General features: G+C 61.8%; 16 protein-coding genes. 8 read left to right on the top strand and 8 right to left on the bottom strand.

Annotated features, from left to right (window positions below):
* Positions 1–2 precede the first annotated feature (2 nt).
* The 4 genes from cysW to oscA form a co-directional block, all read right to left on the bottom strand.
* Positions 3–875 (bottom strand): sulfate ABC transporter permease subunit CysW, encoded by an 873-nt coding sequence (gene cysW / locus PLD_RS16315; RefSeq protein WP_159894448.1) that lies wholly within the window; start codon positions 873–875, stop codon positions 3–5.
* Positions 876–887: 12 nt separating this feature from the next.
* Positions 888–1,706, bottom strand: coding sequence for a sulfate ABC transporter permease subunit CysT (gene cysT, locus PLD_RS16310; protein WP_159894446.1), 819 nt, complete (start codon positions 1,704–1,706; stop codon positions 888–890).
* A gap of 136 nt (positions 1,707–1,842) precedes the next feature.
* The gene (locus tag PLD_RS16305) at positions 1,843–2,853 is read right to left on the bottom strand and encodes a sulfate ABC transporter substrate-binding protein (protein WP_159894444.1); all 1,011 of its coding nucleotides are present in this window, start codon (positions 2,851–2,853) and stop codon (positions 1,843–1,845) included.
* Positions 2,854–3,007: 154 nt separating this feature from the next.
* Positions 3,008–3,190 carry a sulfur starvation response protein OscA gene (gene oscA, locus PLD_RS16300; protein WP_159894442.1) on the bottom strand — a complete coding sequence of 61 codons (183 nt, stop codon included), beginning with the start codon at positions 3,188–3,190 and terminating at the stop codon, positions 3,008–3,010.
* Between the two features lie 362 nt (positions 3,191–3,552).
* Between oscA and ppx the strand changes: the two genes are divergently transcribed.
* Positions 3,553–5,055, top strand: a complete 1,503-nt coding sequence (gene ppx / locus PLD_RS16295) for an exopolyphosphatase (RefSeq protein ID WP_159894440.1) — start codon at positions 3,553–3,555, stop codon at positions 5,053–5,055.
* Between the two features lie 248 nt (positions 5,056–5,303).
* Here the strand turns inward: ppx and ppk1 are convergent, their stop codons facing one another.
* Both ppk1 and hemB read right to left on the bottom strand, forming a co-directional pair.
* Complete coding sequence (gene ppk1, locus PLD_RS16285) at positions 5,304–7,529, bottom strand: polyphosphate kinase 1 (RefSeq protein WP_159894436.1); 2,226 nt, start codon at positions 7,527–7,529, stop codon at positions 5,304–5,306.
* 18 nt (positions 7,530–7,547) lie between these two features.
* Positions 7,548–8,561: a porphobilinogen synthase gene (gene hemB / locus PLD_RS16280; protein WP_159894434.1), complete on the bottom strand. Its 1,014-nt coding sequence runs from the start codon at positions 8,559–8,561 to the stop codon at positions 7,548–7,550.
* A 207-nt stretch (positions 8,562–8,768) separates the two neighbouring features.
* Between hemB and PLD_RS16275 the strand changes: the two genes are divergently transcribed.
* Together PLD_RS16275 and elbB are read left to right on the top strand one after the other, a co-directional pair.
* The gene (locus PLD_RS16275) at positions 8,769–9,395 is read left to right on the top strand and encodes a DedA family protein (RefSeq protein WP_159894432.1); all 627 of its coding nucleotides are present in this window, start codon (positions 8,769–8,771) and stop codon (positions 9,393–9,395) included.
* Positions 9,396–9,447: 52 nt separating this feature from the next.
* Complete coding sequence (elbB, locus tag PLD_RS16270; RefSeq protein WP_159894430.1) at positions 9,448–10,116, top strand: isoprenoid biosynthesis glyoxalase ElbB; 669 nt, start codon at positions 9,448–9,450, stop codon at positions 10,114–10,116.
* Positions 10,117–10,232: 116 nt separating this feature from the next.
* On the opposite strand, the gene PLD_RS16265 is transcribed toward elbB, so the two are convergent.
* Both PLD_RS16265 and PLD_RS16260 read right to left on the bottom strand, forming a co-directional pair.
* Complete coding sequence (locus PLD_RS16265) at positions 10,233–10,688, bottom strand: YaiI/YqxD family protein (protein WP_159894428.1); 456 nt, start codon at positions 10,686–10,688, stop codon at positions 10,233–10,235.
* A gap of 82 nt (positions 10,689–10,770) precedes the next feature.
* A complete protein-coding gene (locus PLD_RS16260) occupies positions 10,771–12,669 on the bottom strand; it encodes an FTR1 family protein (protein WP_159894426.1) in 1,899 nt (632 codons plus the stop codon).
* Positions 12,670–12,911: 242 nt separating this feature from the next.
* Here PLD_RS16260 and PLD_RS16255 point away from each other — a divergent pair, with 242 nt between their 5' ends.
* The 5 genes from PLD_RS16255 to PLD_RS16235 all read left to right on the top strand — a co-directional run bounded on the left by PLD_RS16255 (position 12,912) and on the right by PLD_RS16235 (position 17,735).
* Positions 12,912–14,285, top strand: coding sequence for a COG3014 family protein (locus tag PLD_RS16255; protein ID WP_159894424.1), 1,374 nt, complete (start codon positions 12,912–12,914; stop codon positions 14,283–14,285).
* Between the two features lie 219 nt (positions 14,286–14,504).
* Entirely contained in the window at positions 14,505–15,983 is a 1,479-nt protein-coding gene (locus PLD_RS16250; protein ID WP_159894422.1) for a COG3014 family protein, read from the top strand.
* A 12-nt stretch (positions 15,984–15,995) separates the two neighbouring features.
* Positions 15,996–16,367: a YcfL family protein gene (locus PLD_RS16245; protein WP_159894420.1), complete on the top strand. Its 372-nt coding sequence runs from the start codon at positions 15,996–15,998 to the stop codon at positions 16,365–16,367.
* A 33-nt stretch (positions 16,368–16,400) separates the two neighbouring features.
* The gene (gene lpoB / locus PLD_RS16240) at positions 16,401–16,988 is read left to right on the top strand and encodes a penicillin-binding protein activator LpoB (protein WP_159894418.1); all 588 of its coding nucleotides are present in this window, start codon (positions 16,401–16,403) and stop codon (positions 16,986–16,988) included.
* A gap of 3 nt (positions 16,989–16,991) precedes the next feature.
* Entirely contained in the window at positions 16,992–17,735 is a 744-nt protein-coding gene (locus PLD_RS16235) for a penicillin-binding protein activator LpoB (protein ID WP_159894416.1), read from the top strand.
* The last annotated feature ends 9 nt before the right edge of the window (positions 17,736–17,744 follow it).

Below are 17,744 nucleotides of genomic sequence, written 5' to 3'. Positions count from 1 at the left end.
TCTTATTCCTCCGCGGCGCTGGCGCGCAGGCGGTTGATTCGGGATTCGCTCCACTGCTTGAGCAGCAGGATGAACAACGCCAGGATCAGCAACAGGCTGGCGACGGCAAAGGCGGCGACGTGGTTGTACTCGTTGTAGAGGATTTCCACGTGCAGCGGCAGGGTGTTGGTGACCCCGCGAATGTGCCCGGAGACCACCGACACCGCGCCGAATTCGCCCATGGCCCGGGCGGTACACAGCACCACGCCGTAGATCAGGCCCCATTTGATGTTGGGCACAGTAACGTGCCAGAACATCTGCCAGCCGTTGGCCCCGAGCAACCTCGCGGCTTCCTCTTCCTGGGTGCCCTGTTCCTGCATCAGCGGAATCAGCTCCCGGGCGACGAAGGGCACGGTGACGAAGATGGTGGCCAAGACGATGCCCGGCAAGGCGAAAACGATCTGGATGTCGTGATCGGAAAGCCAGGGGCCGAGCAGGCCCTGGGCGCCGAACATCAGTATGTAGACCAGACCGGCGATCACCGGCGACACCGAGAACGGCAGGTCAATCAGGGTCACCAGGATGCTCTTGCCACGGAACGAATACTTGCTCACGCACCAAGCCGCGCTGACCCCGAACACCAGGTTCAAGGGCACCGAGATCAACACCGCGAACACCGTGAGTTTCAGCGCCGACAGGGCGTCGGGCTCGAAGATCGCGGCGAAGAAAGCCCCCAGGCCCAGCTTCAAGCCCTGGGACACCACGATGAACAGCGGCAGCAGCAGGAACAGGGCGAAAATCAGCCAGCCCAGGCCAATCAGCACACGCCGCGACGTGGCGCTGCCACGGCGCGCGGCGTTGGCGGAGGCGGCGACGGAAATAGACGATTGGGACATGTTCGCGCCTCCTTAAGGTCGTTCGATGCGCCGCTGCAGCAGGTTGATCAGCAGCAGCAGAATGAAGGAAACCACCAGCATCATGACGCCGATGGCGGTAGCGCCGGTGTAGTCGTACTGGTCGAGCTTGACCATGATCAGCAGCGGCAGGATCTCGGTCTTCATCGGCATGTTGCCGGCGATGAAGATCACCGAACCGTACTCGCCGACGCCCCGGGCAAACGCCAGGGCAAACCCGGTGAGCCAGGCCGGCAGCAAGGCCGGCACCAGGATATGGCGGAACACCTGCCAGGGCTTGGCGCCGAGGCAAGCGGCGGCCTCTTCCACTTCACGGGGAATGTCCGCCAGCACCGGCTGCACCGTGCGCACCACGAACGGCAGGGTGACGAAGGTCAGCGCCAGGGTAATGCCCAGGGGCGTGTAGGCGATCTTGAAACCCAGGTCGGTGGCGAACTGGCCCACCAGGCCGGTGGGCGCGTAGAGCGCGGTCAGGGCGATGCCGGCCACGGCGGTGGGCAGGGCGAATGGCAGGTCGATCATGGCATCAATGATCTTGCGCCCGGGGAAGGTGTAACGCACCAGGATCCAGGCCAGCAATGTGCCGATCAAACCGTTGATGATGGCCGCGCACAGCGCGGTGCCGAAGCTCAGTTTGAGCGCGGCGAGCACCCGTGGCGCCGAGATGATGACCCAGAACTGATCCCAGGTGAGTTGCGCGGCATGCACGAACATCGCCGCCAGGGGAATGAGCACGATCAGGCTGAGGTACACCAAGGTGTAACCCAGCGTCAGCCCGAAGCCGGGTATGACGGGGGAGATACGACGCGACATAAAAGTCCTTGGTTAACATGTAAGAGCGAGCCGGCCCACGAAACTCGTCAATCACCACGACTGCATCAGCGATGAGCGCGGTGGCCTTGAGAGATTCACCAACAGCCTCGCGGTTACTGGCGGTGGTCGATGTGGCTTATTGGGCCTGGTAGATCTGGTCGAACACCCCGCCGTCCTTGAAAAATCTGGGTTGCGCAGTCTTCCAGCCGCCGAAGTCCTTGTCGATAGTCACCCGTTCCAGGGTGGGGAACTGCTGGGCATATTGGGCCGCGACGTCCTTGTCCCGCGGGCGGTAGAAGTGCTTGGCGGCAATGGCCTGGCCCGCCGGGCTGTACAGGTGTTCGAGGTAGGCCCGGGCGATTTCGCTGTTGCCTTTCTTCTCGGCGTTCTTGTCCACCAGCGCCACCGGCGGCTCAGCGACGATCGACAGCGACGGCACGACAATCTCGAACTTGTCAGTGCCGCCGTCTTCCTTGAGGGCCAGGAAGGCTTCGTTTTCCCAGGCCAGCAGCACGTCGCCCTGACCGTTGTTGACGAAGGTGATGGTCGAACCGCGCGCACCGGTGTCCAGCACCGGCACCTGCTTGAACAGCGCCTTCACGTATTGCTCAGCCTTGGCTTCGCTGCCGCCGCTCTTCAGGCCGTAGGCCCAGGCGGCGAGGAAGTTCCAGCGGGCGCCGCCAGAGGTTTTCGGGTTCGGGGTGATCACCGAGACGTCTTTCCTGATCAGGTCGCCCCAGTCCTTGATGCCTTTGGGATTGCCCTTGCGCACCAGGAACACGATGGTCGAGGTGTAGGGCGTGCTGGCGTCGGGCAGGCGCTGCTGCCAGTCCGCCGGCAGGGTCTTGCCGAGCTTGGCGATTTCGTCGATGTCGCCGGCCAGGGCCAGGGTCACCACGTCGGCGCGCAGGCCGTCGATCACCGCACGGCCCTGCTTGCCGGAGCCCCCGTGGGATTGCTGGACCTTCACGGTGTCGCCAGGGTGCGACTGCTTCCAGAAGCTTACGAACTCGGCGTTGTAGTCCTGATACAGCTCGCGGGTCGGGTCGTAGGACACGTTAAGCAACTGGTAATCCTTGGCCACGGCGGAACCGGCAAAAACGGCGCTGGCGAGGGCGGCCAGGGCATAACGGCGAATCGACGACATGATGGAGCTCCCTATTTTTAAGGTGCTGGGATTTTTCTTATGGCGCATCAGGTCCGCCCTCGAGGGTGAACGCTGGGGCTCAGACTGGCGGTCATGGATAACGCCCTCCGGTTGACCAGTCGGGCCTCTCGATGGCGAGAGGATGAAGCAGCGTTCAGCCGGGCTTGTTGCCGGGCTGCTGCAAGCGAAATTTTTCCTTGCGTTCGATCTGCACGACCTGGGCGTTGTGCACGGTGATTTCCACCGCGCCAAAGCGCAGATCCCGCAGCGCGCTTTGAATTTCCCGCAAGAGGGTTGCTTCGTCCTGACCGTCAACGCTACGTAGAGAGGCGCTCATGGTGTTGCTCCTGAATGAGAAGTGCCTGGGGCAGTTACGGCACTGCTTGCGGCGTGGGCACAATAGTAGATAGCCATGGATATTCTTAAAAATACTATTTAAGAATTTTTATATAACCAAAACCATTCACTGAAACGCACGCGCCCCCCCCCAAACGCCCCGGCGCCGCTGTCGGGCCTAAGCGAGGCTGCGAAAAGGTCCGCAGGACCTCAGGCAATCTCGAGCGCGATACTCCCGCACCTGCGGTGACACGGCTCCGTGGCGCGCACTTTAGTGCGTTGAATCAAGCCATTAGATACTGCGCGTTGGCGCGAGCCTGTGATCGTGGCAGGATGGCGAGGTTATCGACCGAGACCCCCCCCATGCCCCAATCCCAAGCCAAGAATCTGTCCTTGATCGCCGCAATCGATCTGGGCTCCAACAGCTTTCACATGGTCGTGGCCAAGGCCCAGAACGGTGAAATCCGCATTCTCGAGCGGCTGGGCGAAAAGGTTCAACTGGCCGCCGGAATCAACGAAGAACGCCAACTCAACGAAGAATCCATGCAGCGTGGGCTCGACTGCCTCAAGCGCTTCTCGCAACTGATCAACGGCATGCCCCCAGGCACGGTGCGCATCGTGGGCACCAACGCCTTGCGTGAGGCACGCAACCGTGGCGAATTCATTCGCCGCGCCGAGGAAATCCTCGGCCACCCCGTGGAAGTCATCTCCGGCCGCGAAGAAGCGCGCCTGATTTACCTCGGCGTGTCCCACACCCTCGCCGACACCGCGGGCAAGCGCCTGGTGGCCGACATCGGCGGCGGCAGTACCGAATTCATCATTGGCCAGCGTTTCGAACCCCTGCTGCGGGAAAGCCTGCAAATGGGTTGCGTCAGCTTCACCCAGCGTTATTTCCGCGACGGCAAGGTCACGCCCGCCCGCTACGCCCAGGCCTACACTGCCGCGCGCCTGGAAATCATGAGCATCGAGCACGCGCTGCATCGCCTGACCTGGGACGAAGCCATCGGCTCCTCGGGAACCATTCGCGCCATTGGCCTGGCCCTCAAGGCCGGCGGCCAGGGCAGTGGCGAGGTCAACGCCGAAGGGCTGGCCTGGCTCAAGCGCAAGCTGTTCAAGCTCGGCGATACCGACAAGATCGACTTTGAAGGCATCAAACCCGATCGCCGGGCAATCTTCCCCGCGGGCCTGGCAATTCTCGAAGCCATCTTCGACGCGCTGGAATTGCAGCGCATGGACCACTGCGAAGGCGCCCTGCGTGAAGGCGTGCTCTATGACCTGCTGGGCCGTCATCACCACGAAGACGTTCGCGAGCGTACCCTCAGCTCGCTGATGGAGCGCTACCACGTCGACCTGGAACAGGCCTCGCGCGTTGAAGGCAAGGCCCTGCGCGCCTTCGACCAGGTCGCCGCCGACTGGGACCTGGAAGACGGCGTCTGGCGCGAGCTGTTGGGCTGGGCGGCGAAAGTCCACGAAGTGGGATTGGATATCGCCCACTACCACTACCACAAGCACGGCGCCTACCTGATCGAACACTCGGACCTGGCCGGTTTCTCCCGGGAAGACCAGCAGATGCTGGCGCTGCTGGTGCGTGGTCATCGCCGCAACATTCCCAAGGAAAAATTCGCCGAGTTCGGTGATGACGGCATCAAGCTGATCCGCCTGTGCGTGCTGCTGCGCTTTGCCATCCTGTTCCACCACATCCGCGGCACCCAGCAAATGCCCCAGGTGAGCCTCAGCGCCAGCGGCGATCATCTGGATGTGGAGTTCCCGGAAAACTGGCTGGATGAAAACCAGCTGACCCAGGCCGACTTCGCCCTTGAAGCGGAATGGCTGACCCGGGTCGGCATCGTGCTCAACGTTAGCTGACCCTGCACACCGGGACTGAAGGAGCCATCTCGCTGACAAACAGGCACCACGCCTTTCTCGACCGGGTCGACGACCGACAATTTAGAAGTCAGCGTGCAGTCTCGCTGACTGCGCCTTTTTGCTGATTCCATTACGCCCTCCTGAAAAACAGCTCAGGAGGCGTAAACCTTATTCAAGACGGGACACAAATTACGAAAAAGGCCAGCCCGATGATCGGACTGGCCTTTTTTCGTGGGCGCCTATCGCGTTTAACGCACTGGCAATACCGGGCTGCCAAGACGCTCCAGCAAGGTCGCCTGGGCACTGCGTGGGTTCTGGTTGCCGGTCGGCGTGTTGCGGATGTAACGACCGTCGGACTGCAGGCTCCAGCTGTGGGTGTTGTCGGTGAGGTAACTTTCCAGCTCTTTCTTGACCCGCAGGATCAGCTTCTTGCCTTCCACCGGGAAGCAGGTCTCGACCCGCTTGTCGAGGTTGCGCTCCATCCAGTCGGCACTGGAGAGGAACATCTGCTCCTCGCCGCCGTTGAGGAAGTAGAACACCCGGGTGTGCTCCAGAAAGCGGCCGATGATGGAACGCACGTGGATGTTGTGCGATACCCCGGCAATCCCCGGACGCAGGCAGCACATGCCACGCACCACCAGGTCGATACGCACGCCGGACTGGCTGGCCTTGTACAGCGCGCGGATGATCTTCGGATCGGTCAGCGAGTTGAACTTGGCGATGATGTGCGCGGGCTTGCCGTCCAGGGCGAACTGAGTCTCCCGGGCGATCATGTCGAGCATGCCTTTCTTCAGGGTGAACGGCGCGTGCAGCAACTTCTTCATGCGCAGGGTCTTGCCCATGCCGATCAACTGGCTGAACAGTTTGCCGACGTCTTCACACAAGGCATCGTCGGAGGTCAGCAGACTGTAGTCGGTGTACAGACGAGCATTGGCCGCGTGGTAGTTACCGGTGCCCAGGTGGGCATAACGCACGATTTCGCCGGCCTCGCGACGCAGGATCAGCATCATCTTGGCGTGGGTCTTGAAGCCCACCACGCCGTAGATCACCACCGCGCCCGCCGCTTGCAGGCGACTGGCCATCTGCAGGTTGGATTCTTCGTCAAACCGCGCTCGCAACTCGATCACCGCCGTGACCTCCTTGCCATTACGCGCCGCGTCCACCAGAGCGTCGACGATTTCCGAGTTGGCGCCACTGCGGTACAGGGTCTGGCGCACCGCCAGCACATGCGGGTCCTTGGCGGCCTGGCGCAGCAGGTCGACCACCGGAGTGAAGGACTCGAACGGGTGCAGCAGCAGGATGTCCTGCTTGCTGACAACGCTGAAGATGTTCTCGCTGTTTTGCAGCAGCTTGGGGATCTGCGGGGTGAACGGGGTGTATTGCAGCTCCGGGTGACTGTCCAGGCCGGTGATGCTGAACAGCCGCGTCAGGTTCACCGGGCCGTTGACCTGATACAACTCGGTCTCGTGCAGGTTGAACTGCTTGAGCAGGTAGTCCGACAGGTGTTTGGGGCAAGTGTCGGCCACTTCCAGGCGCACCGCATCACCGTAGCGGCGCGAGAACAGCTCGCCGCGCAAGGCACGGGCCAGGTCTTCGACGTCCTCGGTGTCCACCGCCAGGTCAGCGTTACGGGTCAGGCGGAATTGATAGCAGCCTTTTACCTTCATGCCCTGAAACAGGTCATCGGCGTGGGCGTGGATCATCGACGACAGGAACACATAGTTGTCGCCAGGGCCGCCGACCTCTTCCGGCACCTTGATGATCCGTGGCAGCAAGCGCGGCGCCGGAATGATCGCCAGACCCGAGTCGCGGCCAAAGGCATCGATGCCTTCGAGCTCAACGATGAAGTTCAGGCTCTTGTTCACCAGCAGCGGGAACGGGTGCGTCGGGTCGAGGCCAATGGGGGTGATGATCGGTGCGATTTCGTCGCGGAAGAAGCGCCGGACCCAGGTCTTGAGCTTGGTGGTCCAGTGCCGGCGACGGATAAAGCGAATCTGATGCTTCTCCAGCTCCGGCAGCAGGATGTCGTTGAGGATCGCGTACTGACGGTCAACGTGACCATGCACCAGCTCGCTGATTCGGGCCAGGGCCTGGTGCGGTTGCAGGCCATCGGCACCGGCCTGCTCACGGGCGAAGGTGATCTGCTTCTTCAGGCCGGCGACGCGAATCTCGAAGAACTCGTCCAGGTTACTGGAGAAAATCAGCAGGAACTTCAGGCGTTCCAGCAGCGGGTAGGACTCATCCAGCGCCTGTTCCAGCACGCGGATGTTGAACTGCAGCTGCGACAGCTCGCGGTGGATATACAGGCTGCTGTCATCCAGGTTGGGAATGACAATGGCCGGCGCTGGTTGCACCTCGGCCACCGCTGCCGCAGCCGCTGGTGCAGGCTCCATCTCCGGTGGGGTTTCAACCACTGGCTCGACCACCGGCTGAGCGTCTTTTACGGCAACTTCTGAGAGTCCTTCAGTATTCATCGCGTGTTCCTGGGAGGGCTATTTTTGCTCTCGTAACAATTGAGCAGCACGAACGGCAAAGTAAGTCAGGATGCCATCGGCACCTGCACGTTTAAAAGCGGTCAGGGATTCAAGAATAACCCCTTCACCCAACCAACCCTTCTCGATCGCCGCCATGTGCATGGCGTATTCGCCGCTGACCTGATAGACAAAGGTCGGCACCTTGAATTCATCCTTGACCCGAAAAAGGATATCCAGGTACGGCATGCCTGGCTTGACCATGACCATGTCCGCTCCTTCCGCCAGGTCCGCCGCCACTTCGTGCAGGGCTTCTTGACCGTTGGCCGGGTCCATCTGGTACGAGGCCTTGTCGGCCTTGCCCAGGTTCAGCGCCGAGCCCACCGCTTCGCGGAAGGGACCGTAGTAGGCGCTGGCGTATTTGGCCGAATAGGCCATGATCCGCACGTTGACGTGACCCGCCAGCTCCAGGGCTTCGCGGATCGCCTGGACGCGCCCGTCCATCATGTCCGACGGCGCCACCACCTGAGCGCCGGCTTCTGCATGGGACAGGGCCTGGCGCACCAGAGCATCGACGGTGATGTCGTTCTGTACATAGCCGTGTTCGTCGAGGATGCCGTCCTGGCCATGGGTGGTGAACGGGTCCAGGGCCACATCGGTGATGACGCCCAGTGCCGGGAAGCGTTCACGCAGGGCGCGGGTGGCGCGCTGGGCAATGCCCTGCGGGTTCCAGGCTTCGGCAGCGTCCAGGGACTTGAATTCGGCCGGCGTCACCGGAAACAGCGCCAGGGCCGGAATCCCCAGCTCGACCCAATGCGCCGCCTCTTCCAGCAGCAGGTCGATGGTCAGGCGCTCCACGCCCGGCATCGAAGCCACCGCCTCGCGTCGATTCTGACCCTCAAGCACAAACACCGGCAGGATCAGGTCATCCACGCTCAGTCGGGTTTCACGAACCAGACGGCGGGAGAAATCATCACGACGATTGCGCCGCAGACGCGTAGCTGGAAACAGGCGGTTGGCAGGGGTAAAGCTCACGGCGGACTCCAGTGCCCGCGCTGGCGGGCAAGCGTGACAGTTATAAGCGGGCATTATGACGAACAGATGACAGTTGTGCTCAGGCTGTTGACCGGCAGCAACACACATTGTCATTGGGCGAATTGTTCGCGTCGAGACACATCGCGATACTTTCCCGAACGTCGTCGAAGGGGTAGGCTGCGCGTTCATTTCGCCAGCATCCAGACAATGCTCCAACAATTTCTTCAGGATTTCGGCTACTTCGCCCTCTTTCTCGGCACGTTTTTCGAAGGCGAAACCATTCTGGTTCTTGCCGGTTTTCTAGCGTTCCGCGGATACATGGACATCAACCTGGTGGTGGTGGTCGCCTTCTTCGGCAGCTACGCCGGCGACCAGCTGTGGTACTTCCTGGGGCGCAAGCATGGCCGCAGACTGCTGGCACGCAAACCGCGCTGGCAATTGATGGGTGACCGGGCCCTGGAGCATGTCCGCAAGCACCCGGACATCTGGGTACTCAGCTTTCGCTTCGTGTATGGCCTGCGCACGGTAATGCCCGTGGCCATCGGCCTGTCCGGCTACCCGCCCGGACGCTACCTGTTGCTCAATGGCATTGGCGCAGCGGTCTGGGCCCTGGCGCTGGCCTCGGCGGCCTACCATTTTGGGGCGGTCATGGAAGGCATGCTCGGCAGCATCAAGAAGTACGAACTCTGGGTACTGGGCGCCTTGTTGGTCCTGGGCTTCGGCCTGTGGCTACGGCGGCGATTCAAGAACGCGCGCCTGGCCAAGCAGATTTACGCGGCCGAACAGCTTGCGGCCCAGGAGCAAGCCAAGGAACCTAAGGCACCCATCGAGTAACACACTGGGCATTTGGCGAACAGTGAACGTCAAGAATCTGGAGAAAAACCCCATGAGCAAAAAAGTTGCAGTGATCCTTTCCGGTTGTGGTGTGTTCGACGGTGCCGAGATCCACGAAAGCGTGATCACCCTGCTGCGCCTCAATCAACGCGGCGCCCAGGTACAGTGCTTCGCGCCGAATATTGCACAGATGCATGTGCTCAATCACCTGACCGGTGAAACCATGCCCGAAACCCGCAACGTGCTGGTGGAATCGGCACGCATCGCCCGTGGCGAGGTCAAGGACCTGAGCCAAGCCGACGTCAACGACTTCGATGCACTGATCGTTCCCGGCGGGTTCGGCGCGGCCAAGAACCTCTCCGACTTCGCCACCCAAGGTGCCGCCTGCACGGTCCAGGCGGACGTACTGGCCCTGGCCGAAGCCTTTGCCGAAGCCGGCAAGCCGGTGGGCCTGATGTGCATTGCCCCGGCCTTGGCGGCGAAAATCTACGGCCCGGGCGTTACCTGCACCATCGGCAACGACGCCGACACTGCGGCGGCCCTGGTGAAAATGGGCGCCACCCACGCCGATTGCGCGGTGGGCGACATCATCGAAGACCAGGCGCGCAAACTGGTGACGACCCCTGCCTATATGCTGGCGCAGTCAATCAGCGAAGCCGCCTCGGGCATCAACAAGCTGGTGGACCGGGTGTTGGAGTTGACCCACGAAGGCGAGCAGTGATCGGCCCACAAAAGTAACCCCCGTGGCGAGGGCGCTGGGGCCGCCAGGCGGTAAGCGGTCCCAACGCCGGCTAGGCTCGCAAACCGCAGTAAGCGCCCTCGCCACCACCCGCCCTTTCAAGCCTGACGCGCCAGACGGGTCAGGATCCGGTCCAGGGCATTGGCGAATGCCTGCTTCTCACGATCGCCATAAGGCCCCTGTCCACCACCGACCTGCCCCTGCTCCCGCAGATCGGTGAACAGATTGCGCACCGCCAAGCGCTCGCCCATGTTCTGCTCATCGAACTCCTTGCCCCTCGGGTCCAGCGCCGCCACGCCATTTTTCACCAGACGATCAGCCAATGGCACATCGCTGCAAATCACCAGCTCACCGGGCACCGCGTGTGCCACCAGATAGTCATCGGCCGCATCCGGGCCACTGGGCACCACTATCAGCTTGACGCAGGCAAAGGCCGGTTTGATCTGCGCCTGCCCGGCCACCAGCACCACCTCGAACTGGCGCTTGAGGGCAAAGCGCACCACTTGATCCTTAGCGGCCTTGGGGCAAGCGTCGGCATCGATCCAAACACGCATTGAAGGTTCTCCTCACGACATGCAAAACGGGCAAGCCGCCCCCGCAGGAACAGGCTCGCCCGCTATCAACAATGGCGCCGGCTCAAGAGGCCTGCAGGCGGCGCTTCTCTCCCATGCGACTGCGGCTGTAGAGCACCACGATCGCCAACAACGCCACGACTTGGGCACCCAGGGAATAGGCGTCGGCATGAATGCCCAGCCAGTCGAAGTCGAAGAACGGCACCGGCCGAGTGCCAAAGATACCTGCCTCCTGCAACGCCTTGACCCCGTGCCCGGCAAACACCACCGACAGCGCGCACAACAGCGCCGCGTTGATGCCGAAGAACAGCGCCAGCGGCAGCTTGGCCGACCCGCGCAAAATCACCCAGGCCAGGCCCACCAACAGCACCAGGGCGCTGGCACCACCGGCCAGCACGGCGTTGTGCCCGGCAGGACCGGCCTGCAGCCATAGGGTCTCGTAGAACAGGATCACTTCGAACAACTCGCGGTAGACCGAGAAGAACGCCAGCACCGCAAAACCAAAGCGGCCGCCACCGCCCACCAGGCTGCTCTTGATGTAGTCCTGCCAGGCCGCCGCATGCCGGCGATCATGCATCCACACCCCAAGCCACAACACCATGACACTGGCGAACAGCGCCGTAGCCCCTTCCAGTAGTTCCCGCTGAGAACCGCTGACGTCGATCACATAAGCCGCCAAGGCCCAGGTCCCCAGGCCCGCCAGCAGCGCCAGGCCCCAGCCGAGGTTGACACTGCGCGCCGCCGATTGCTGGCCGGTGTTACGCAGGAACGCCAGGATCGCCGCCAGCACCAGAATCGCTTCCAGGCCCTCGCGCAGCAGGATCAGCAAGCCGGAGATAAAGCTCAGGGACCAGCTCAGGCCGTCGCCGCCCAACAACTCGGCAGATGCCTTGAGCTTGGCCTTGGCCACGTCCAGCCGTTGTTGGGCCTGAGTCACCGGCAGACCGTCCTGCAACGACTGACGGTAAGCCATCAGGGCCTTTTCGGTGTCCTTGCGGACCGTGGCATCGACGTTGTCCAGAGAGCTTTCCACCAGCTCGAAGCCTTCCAGATAAGCCGCTACCGACAGGTCGTAGGCCTGATCATGATCGCCATTGCGATAGGCCGCGAGGCTCTTGTCCAGGGTGGCGGCGGTGTAGTCCAGCAACTGCCCCGGCCCACGCTTGACCTGTGGTGGCCGGGCGCGCTGGGCACGGAAGGTCGCCGCCGCCTGCGGGCCTTGGGCGGCCAGTACCTCGCCGGGCGTCTGCCGGGCCAGATCGGCCAGGTTGAAGCGCTGCGAATCCTTGGCAGCCGCCGGATCGGCGCTGAATCCAGCAATGTAGGTGGCCAGATCCCAACGCTGACGTTCATCCAACTGATCGGCGAAAGACGGCATGTCGGTGCCCTCCACGCCCAAACCCAGGGTGTTGTAGATGGCGTACAGACTCAGGCGATCAAGGCGTGCAACGTCGCGCAGATTGGCGGGAGGCGGCGCCATGCCAACCCCCGCCGGGCCGTCGCCGGCACCTTGCGCCCCGTGGCAGACCGAACAGTGCTGGGCATACAACGGCGCGCCGCGAGCCGGGTCCGGAGTAATGATCGGCGCTTGACTGACCTCATACGCCACCGCCAGCTTGGCACCCATCTGGCGTGCCAGACGCGCCACCTGGCTACCGTCCGCGCGATCGGCGACCGCCTTGCGCAGGCTGCTGATGCCCTGCTCCAGCTCGGCCTTCTCCGGTTTGACCGGCAACTCGGCAATCAGCCCCTGCAAGACCCCGAGAAATTCCACTTGCTCGCGGTACTCCGATTCGTCGACGACCTGGCCGGCTTGCACCGTAGGCGGATAGTCCGCCCCGATGTAATCCAGCAGGTGCAAAGCCTTCGGCGCGCCTTCAACGGTATCGGCCAGCAGATTGAAGCTGCAGAGCACGAGCACCGGCAGCATCAACAACGCCAGTAAACGGGAAGTGGCAGTCATGAACGAATCTCAAATGGAAATACGAAGTAACATATTGTTCACTCCCAATCAGTTTCACTCAAGACTTATCCGCCTGTTGATACACTTGCGCCGACCGCGGCCCGCCCAACGGCGCAGATCTGCAGATAACACTGCATGGGCAAGCCATCGCCACAATCTCGCGACAGCCCTTCCCTGCCTCCTGCCAGCCACCGATAATGCACCACCTCTTGCAGGTCTCGTTCAGGGAAGAAACACCGTCTATGACCCGCTGCCTCATCCCCTCGTTGCTATCGATCCTGCTGCTGTTGAGCGGCTGTTCGATCTTTCGCAACTACGACCTGGAACTGCAACAGACCAACCAGCAACTGCAAGCAGGCAATGTCGAGGGCGCTTTGGATTTGCTGGAGCGGCACAACCCCTGGCAGGACAAGGACTTGCTGTACTACTTCGAAAAGGGCGAGCTGCTGCGGGCCAAGGGCGATCTGATTGGCAGCCAGCTCGCCTGGCGCCGCGCCGACCGGGTGGTGTTCACCTGGGAAGAGTCGGTGAAATTCGACAGCGCCAAGTACCTGGCCCAATTCGGCAGTTACCTGATCAACGACAAGGTCCGGCGCTACGAAGGCTACGACTACGAGAAGGTCATGCTGACCACCCAGATGGCGATCAACCATCTGGCCCTGCAGGATTTCGACGGTGCCCGCATCGAGATCAAGAAAACCCATGAGCGCGAAGCGCTGATCGCCGAGCTGCGGGACAAACAATACCTGCAACTCGAAGAACAGGCCCGCAACCAGGGGATCAACGTGCGCTACCAGGATCTGCAGGGCTATCCGGTCGCTACGCTGGACGCTCCCGAAGTGCTGGAACTGAAAAACAGCTACCAGAGTGCATTCAGCCATTACCTGGCCGGCTACCTCTACGAAGCCCTGGGCGAAAAGGCCCTGGCCGCCGCCGGCTACCGCCAGGCTATCGAGCTTCGCCCCCACACCCTGCTACTGGAACAGGCCCTGCGCAACCTCGACCGAGGAACCGCCAAGGCCGATGAAAGCGACCTGTTGATCATCGTGCAAAATGGCCTGGCACCCGCCCGCGGCTCAGTCCAGTTACCCGTGACGGTGGACATCGAGGGCCAGCCGATCCCGACGCTGATGTCCTTCCCGATCATGGTCGCCGACCACTCCACCAGCCCCCTGCAGCAGATCAAGGTGGACGGTCGCAAACAGTCGCTGACCGCCCTCAACAGCGTCAGCGCCATGTCCCGCCGCGCCCTGCGCGACGATCTGCCGGGCATCATCCTGCGCACCACCTATCGTGCCCAGTCCTACGCGTCCTACCAGGCCCAGCAGATGAAGAAAGACCCGGAACGCGCCAAGGAACGACAGCGCCTGAACGTGCTCATTGAAGACGCCGACACCCGTACCTGGCGTACCCTGCCGGATACCACACTGGTGACCCGCCTGCGGCTGAAGAAGGGCCTGCACCGCTTGGCCTTGGGCCAGGCCGGCGAGCACAGGTTCAAGCTGGATCAACGCTATCAGGTCATCAGCCTGCGCCGCGTCGGCGAGCGACTGTTCGCCATTACCCCATCGACCCCGGAGAGTAGCCCGCTGACCACCTTGTTGGGCGTGCAATGAGCAGTGGTTCGCATAGTGGTCAACCCGAGCAGATTGAAATCAAAAAGCCATTACAGCACCCAAAACCACGTTTATAATGCCGCGCCTTCTTTATCGCGAGACGGTATTTAAGCTCCTCTTCTTATGAGGAACTGGCAGGTTAATCACTGTGCCTGCCAGTGGGTTCGTCCAGCCCTACCCGCACACTAGGCTGTCTCATTCAGGGAAGAAGAAGTACCCATGGCATCCCGCGCCCTTACCTCGATTGCGTTGTGCGCAGTCACTCTGCTGACTGGTTGTTCGGCCTTTCGCAGCTACGACAACGAACTTGAGCAAACCAATCAGCAACTGCGCGCCGGTAACCTCGATGCGGCCCTGAGCCTGCTGGAAAAACACAACCTGGGTGAAGACAAGGACCTGCTCTACTACTTCGAGAAGGGCGAACTGCTGCGCGCCAAGGGTGACCTCAACGGCAGCCAGGCCGCCTGGAGCCAGGCCGATCAGGTAGTGGGCAACTGGGAAGACTCGGTCAAGTTCGACACCGACAAATACCTGGCCCAGTTCGGCAGTTTCTTGATCAACGACAAGGTCCGCCGCTACGAAGGCTATGACTACGAAAAAGTCATGCTGACCACCCAGATGGCCATGAACCTGCTGGCCAGCAACGACTTCGACGGCGCCCGCATGGCGATCAAGAAGACCCACGAACGCGAAGCCGTGATCGCCGAGTTGCGCGACAAGGAATACCTCAAGCGCGAGGATGAGGCCGAGAAGCAAGGGATCAAGATGGAGTACAAGGACCTCAAGGGCTACCCGGTGGAAGCCCTCGACGCACCGGACGTGGTCAATCTGAAAAACAGCTACCAGAGCGCCTTCAGTCACTATCTGGCCGGTTTCGTCTACGAAGCCCTGGGCGAAAAAGACCTGGCAGCTCCCGGCTACCGCAAGGCGGCCGAACTGCGCCCCAACACCCCGCTGCTGGAACAGGCCCTGCTGAACCTGGACAACCCGGCAGCGCCCGTGAAGGCAAACAGCAAACGCAAATCGGCAAAGTCCAAGCGCCAAAAGGCCGCCAAGACCTCAGCCCTTCCGGCCCTGGCAGCGGATGAGAGCGATGTGCTGATCGTGGTGCAAAGCGGCCTGGCCCCGGCTCGTGACTCGGTGCGCATTCCCCTGCCTCTGCCGATCAACGGCAATCTGGTGATCACCCCGCTGTCGTTCCCGGTGATCAAGGCCGACACTTCGACCCAGACCTTCACCCAGATTGGCATCGACGGCCAGCAACAGAACCTGACCTTGCTCAACAGCACCACCGCCATGTCCCGCCGTGCCCTGCGTGACGACATGCCAGGGATCATCCTGCGCACCAGCGTGCGCGCCATCACCCGTGGCATCACGCAAAAGAACCTTAACGAGGTCAACCCGTTGGCCGGTCTGGCCGTCGGCCTGGCCTCGGCCGTGACCGAAGGCGCCGACACCCGCACCTGGCGCACCCTGCCGGACAACACTCAGGTGGCGCGCTTGCGCCTCAAGCAGGGCGAGCACAACCTAAGCCTGCCCAACGCCCTGGGTGGCACTCAGGTGCAGGTCAAGGTGGATCAGCGCTACCAAGTGATTGCCCTGCGAGTGGTCGGCAACCAAGTATTCAGCAGCGGTCTGGCCAGCCGTGTCATCCCGAACAACGCCGGCCAGCACATGGCCAACAACCAACAACCTTAAGCGGAGCCCTTCATGCGCTTGAAACTACTCGCTGTTGCCGCACTGGCCGTTCTGGCCGGTTGCGCCACCCCACCGCCCCCCGCTCCCGGCAGCGCCGCAAGCAAAGTGGTGGTCATGAACAAATTCAACAACATCGCCATCGGAGCAATGCGGGTCGCCCGTGAAAACGGCTTCCTGACGGTCAAGGTGGCGCTGAACAACACCAGCCACACCAACATGACGATGTACTACCGCTTCGTCTGGCTGGGCGACGATGGTTTCCCGGTGGCCGATGAAGAAAGCTGGAAAGTCTTCAACCTGTATGCAGCCCAGGCCACGTTCCTGCCGGCCATTGCGCCTGTGCCCAAGGCCACCGACTTCCGCATCGAAGTCAAAACCCAATAAGCCGTCCCTGATCCCGATCAAGAGAGTACCTCCATGTTTGCACGCTTTTCCTTCCTCGCCGTGGTCGCCTTGCTGGCCAGCGGTTGCGCCAACACCTCCCCCGTACTGGGCGGCAAGAACATCAGCTACGGCGACAGCAAAGCCGTTGAACTGGTGACCAACGAGTTCGGCTCCACCGACCTGCAGATGATCGCCGAATCCATGACCCGTTCCCTGGCCCAATCCGGCATCCTTCAGGGTCGCCCAGTGGTTCAGGTCTACGACGTGAAGAACAAGACCAGCGAGTACATCGATACCCGCGAGATCACCACCTCGATCAAAACTCAACTGATGAAGTCCGGCACCGCTCGCTTCGCCAGCGACAACAACGCGATGCAGAGCCAGGTCGACCAACTCAAGCTGCAGAACCAAAGCGGCCTGTACAAGAAGTCCACGGTGGCCAAAACCGGCAACATGATCGCCGCCAAGTACCGCCTTGAGGGTTCCATCAGCTCGATCGTCAAGCGCAGCAGCGATTACAAGGACGTCTTCTACAAATTCAGCCTGCAACTGATCGACGTTGAAAGCGGTCTGGCTGAGTGGATGGACGAAAAAGAGATCCGCAAGACCACGGAGCGTTAAACAATGCGTGCATGGATTGGCATCCTGGCCCTGGCCTGCGCCTTCAGCGCGCAGGCGGCCCCGAAAGTTGCAGTCATGGACCTGGCCTACCAGGAACGTGTGCAGGAATACATTCACGTCGTCTCGGCCCAGCAGAACTACCGCGAGGGCTACTACAGCTCCAGCGGCTCGGCCAGCTACAACGAGATGGAATCCAGCAGCAGCTACATCGAAGAAGGCGAACTGCGCAAGTTCACCGGCGACATCAAGGGCGCAATACTCAAGTCCGGGATGTTCAAGCTGGTGCAAGGCTCGCCGCACACCGATGCGTCCAAGGCCAACGTCTACGACGTGATCAAGCGCATCAAGGCCGGCAACTTCAAAGGCGCCGACTATGTGCTGTTCGGCACCCTGTCGGACATCGACTTCACTCAGGACATCAACGAGCTGGCCAACACCAATAGCTACTCGGCGGTACTGGGCTTGACCCTGGTGGCGGACTTCAGCCTGATCAACACCCGCACCTTCGAAATCACCTCGGCGTTCACCGCCATGGGCGAGGGTCAGGACACTAAGTTGGTGAACAGCCGTGACATCCGCGTCTCGCTGAACCGCCCTCGGGTGGTGCGCGAGGTGTCCAAGAGCCTCGGTGAAGACGTCGCCCAGCAGATGGCCGAGCAGTTGGGTCACGGCGGCTACGAGCCGTCGGGACAAGCGCCGATGCGCAACAACCTGCCGCCGGACACGGCGCCGGTTATCCTGCGCTAAGCCATCCGC

Origin of the sequence: Pseudomonas sp. LD120, from assembly GCF_009861525.1 — a bacterium.
GTDB lineage: Bacteria > Pseudomonadota > Gammaproteobacteria > Pseudomonadales > Pseudomonadaceae > Aquipseudomonas.
Note: the sequence above shows the minus strand (reverse complement) of the source record. Positions and strands in the feature narration are given on the sequence as shown.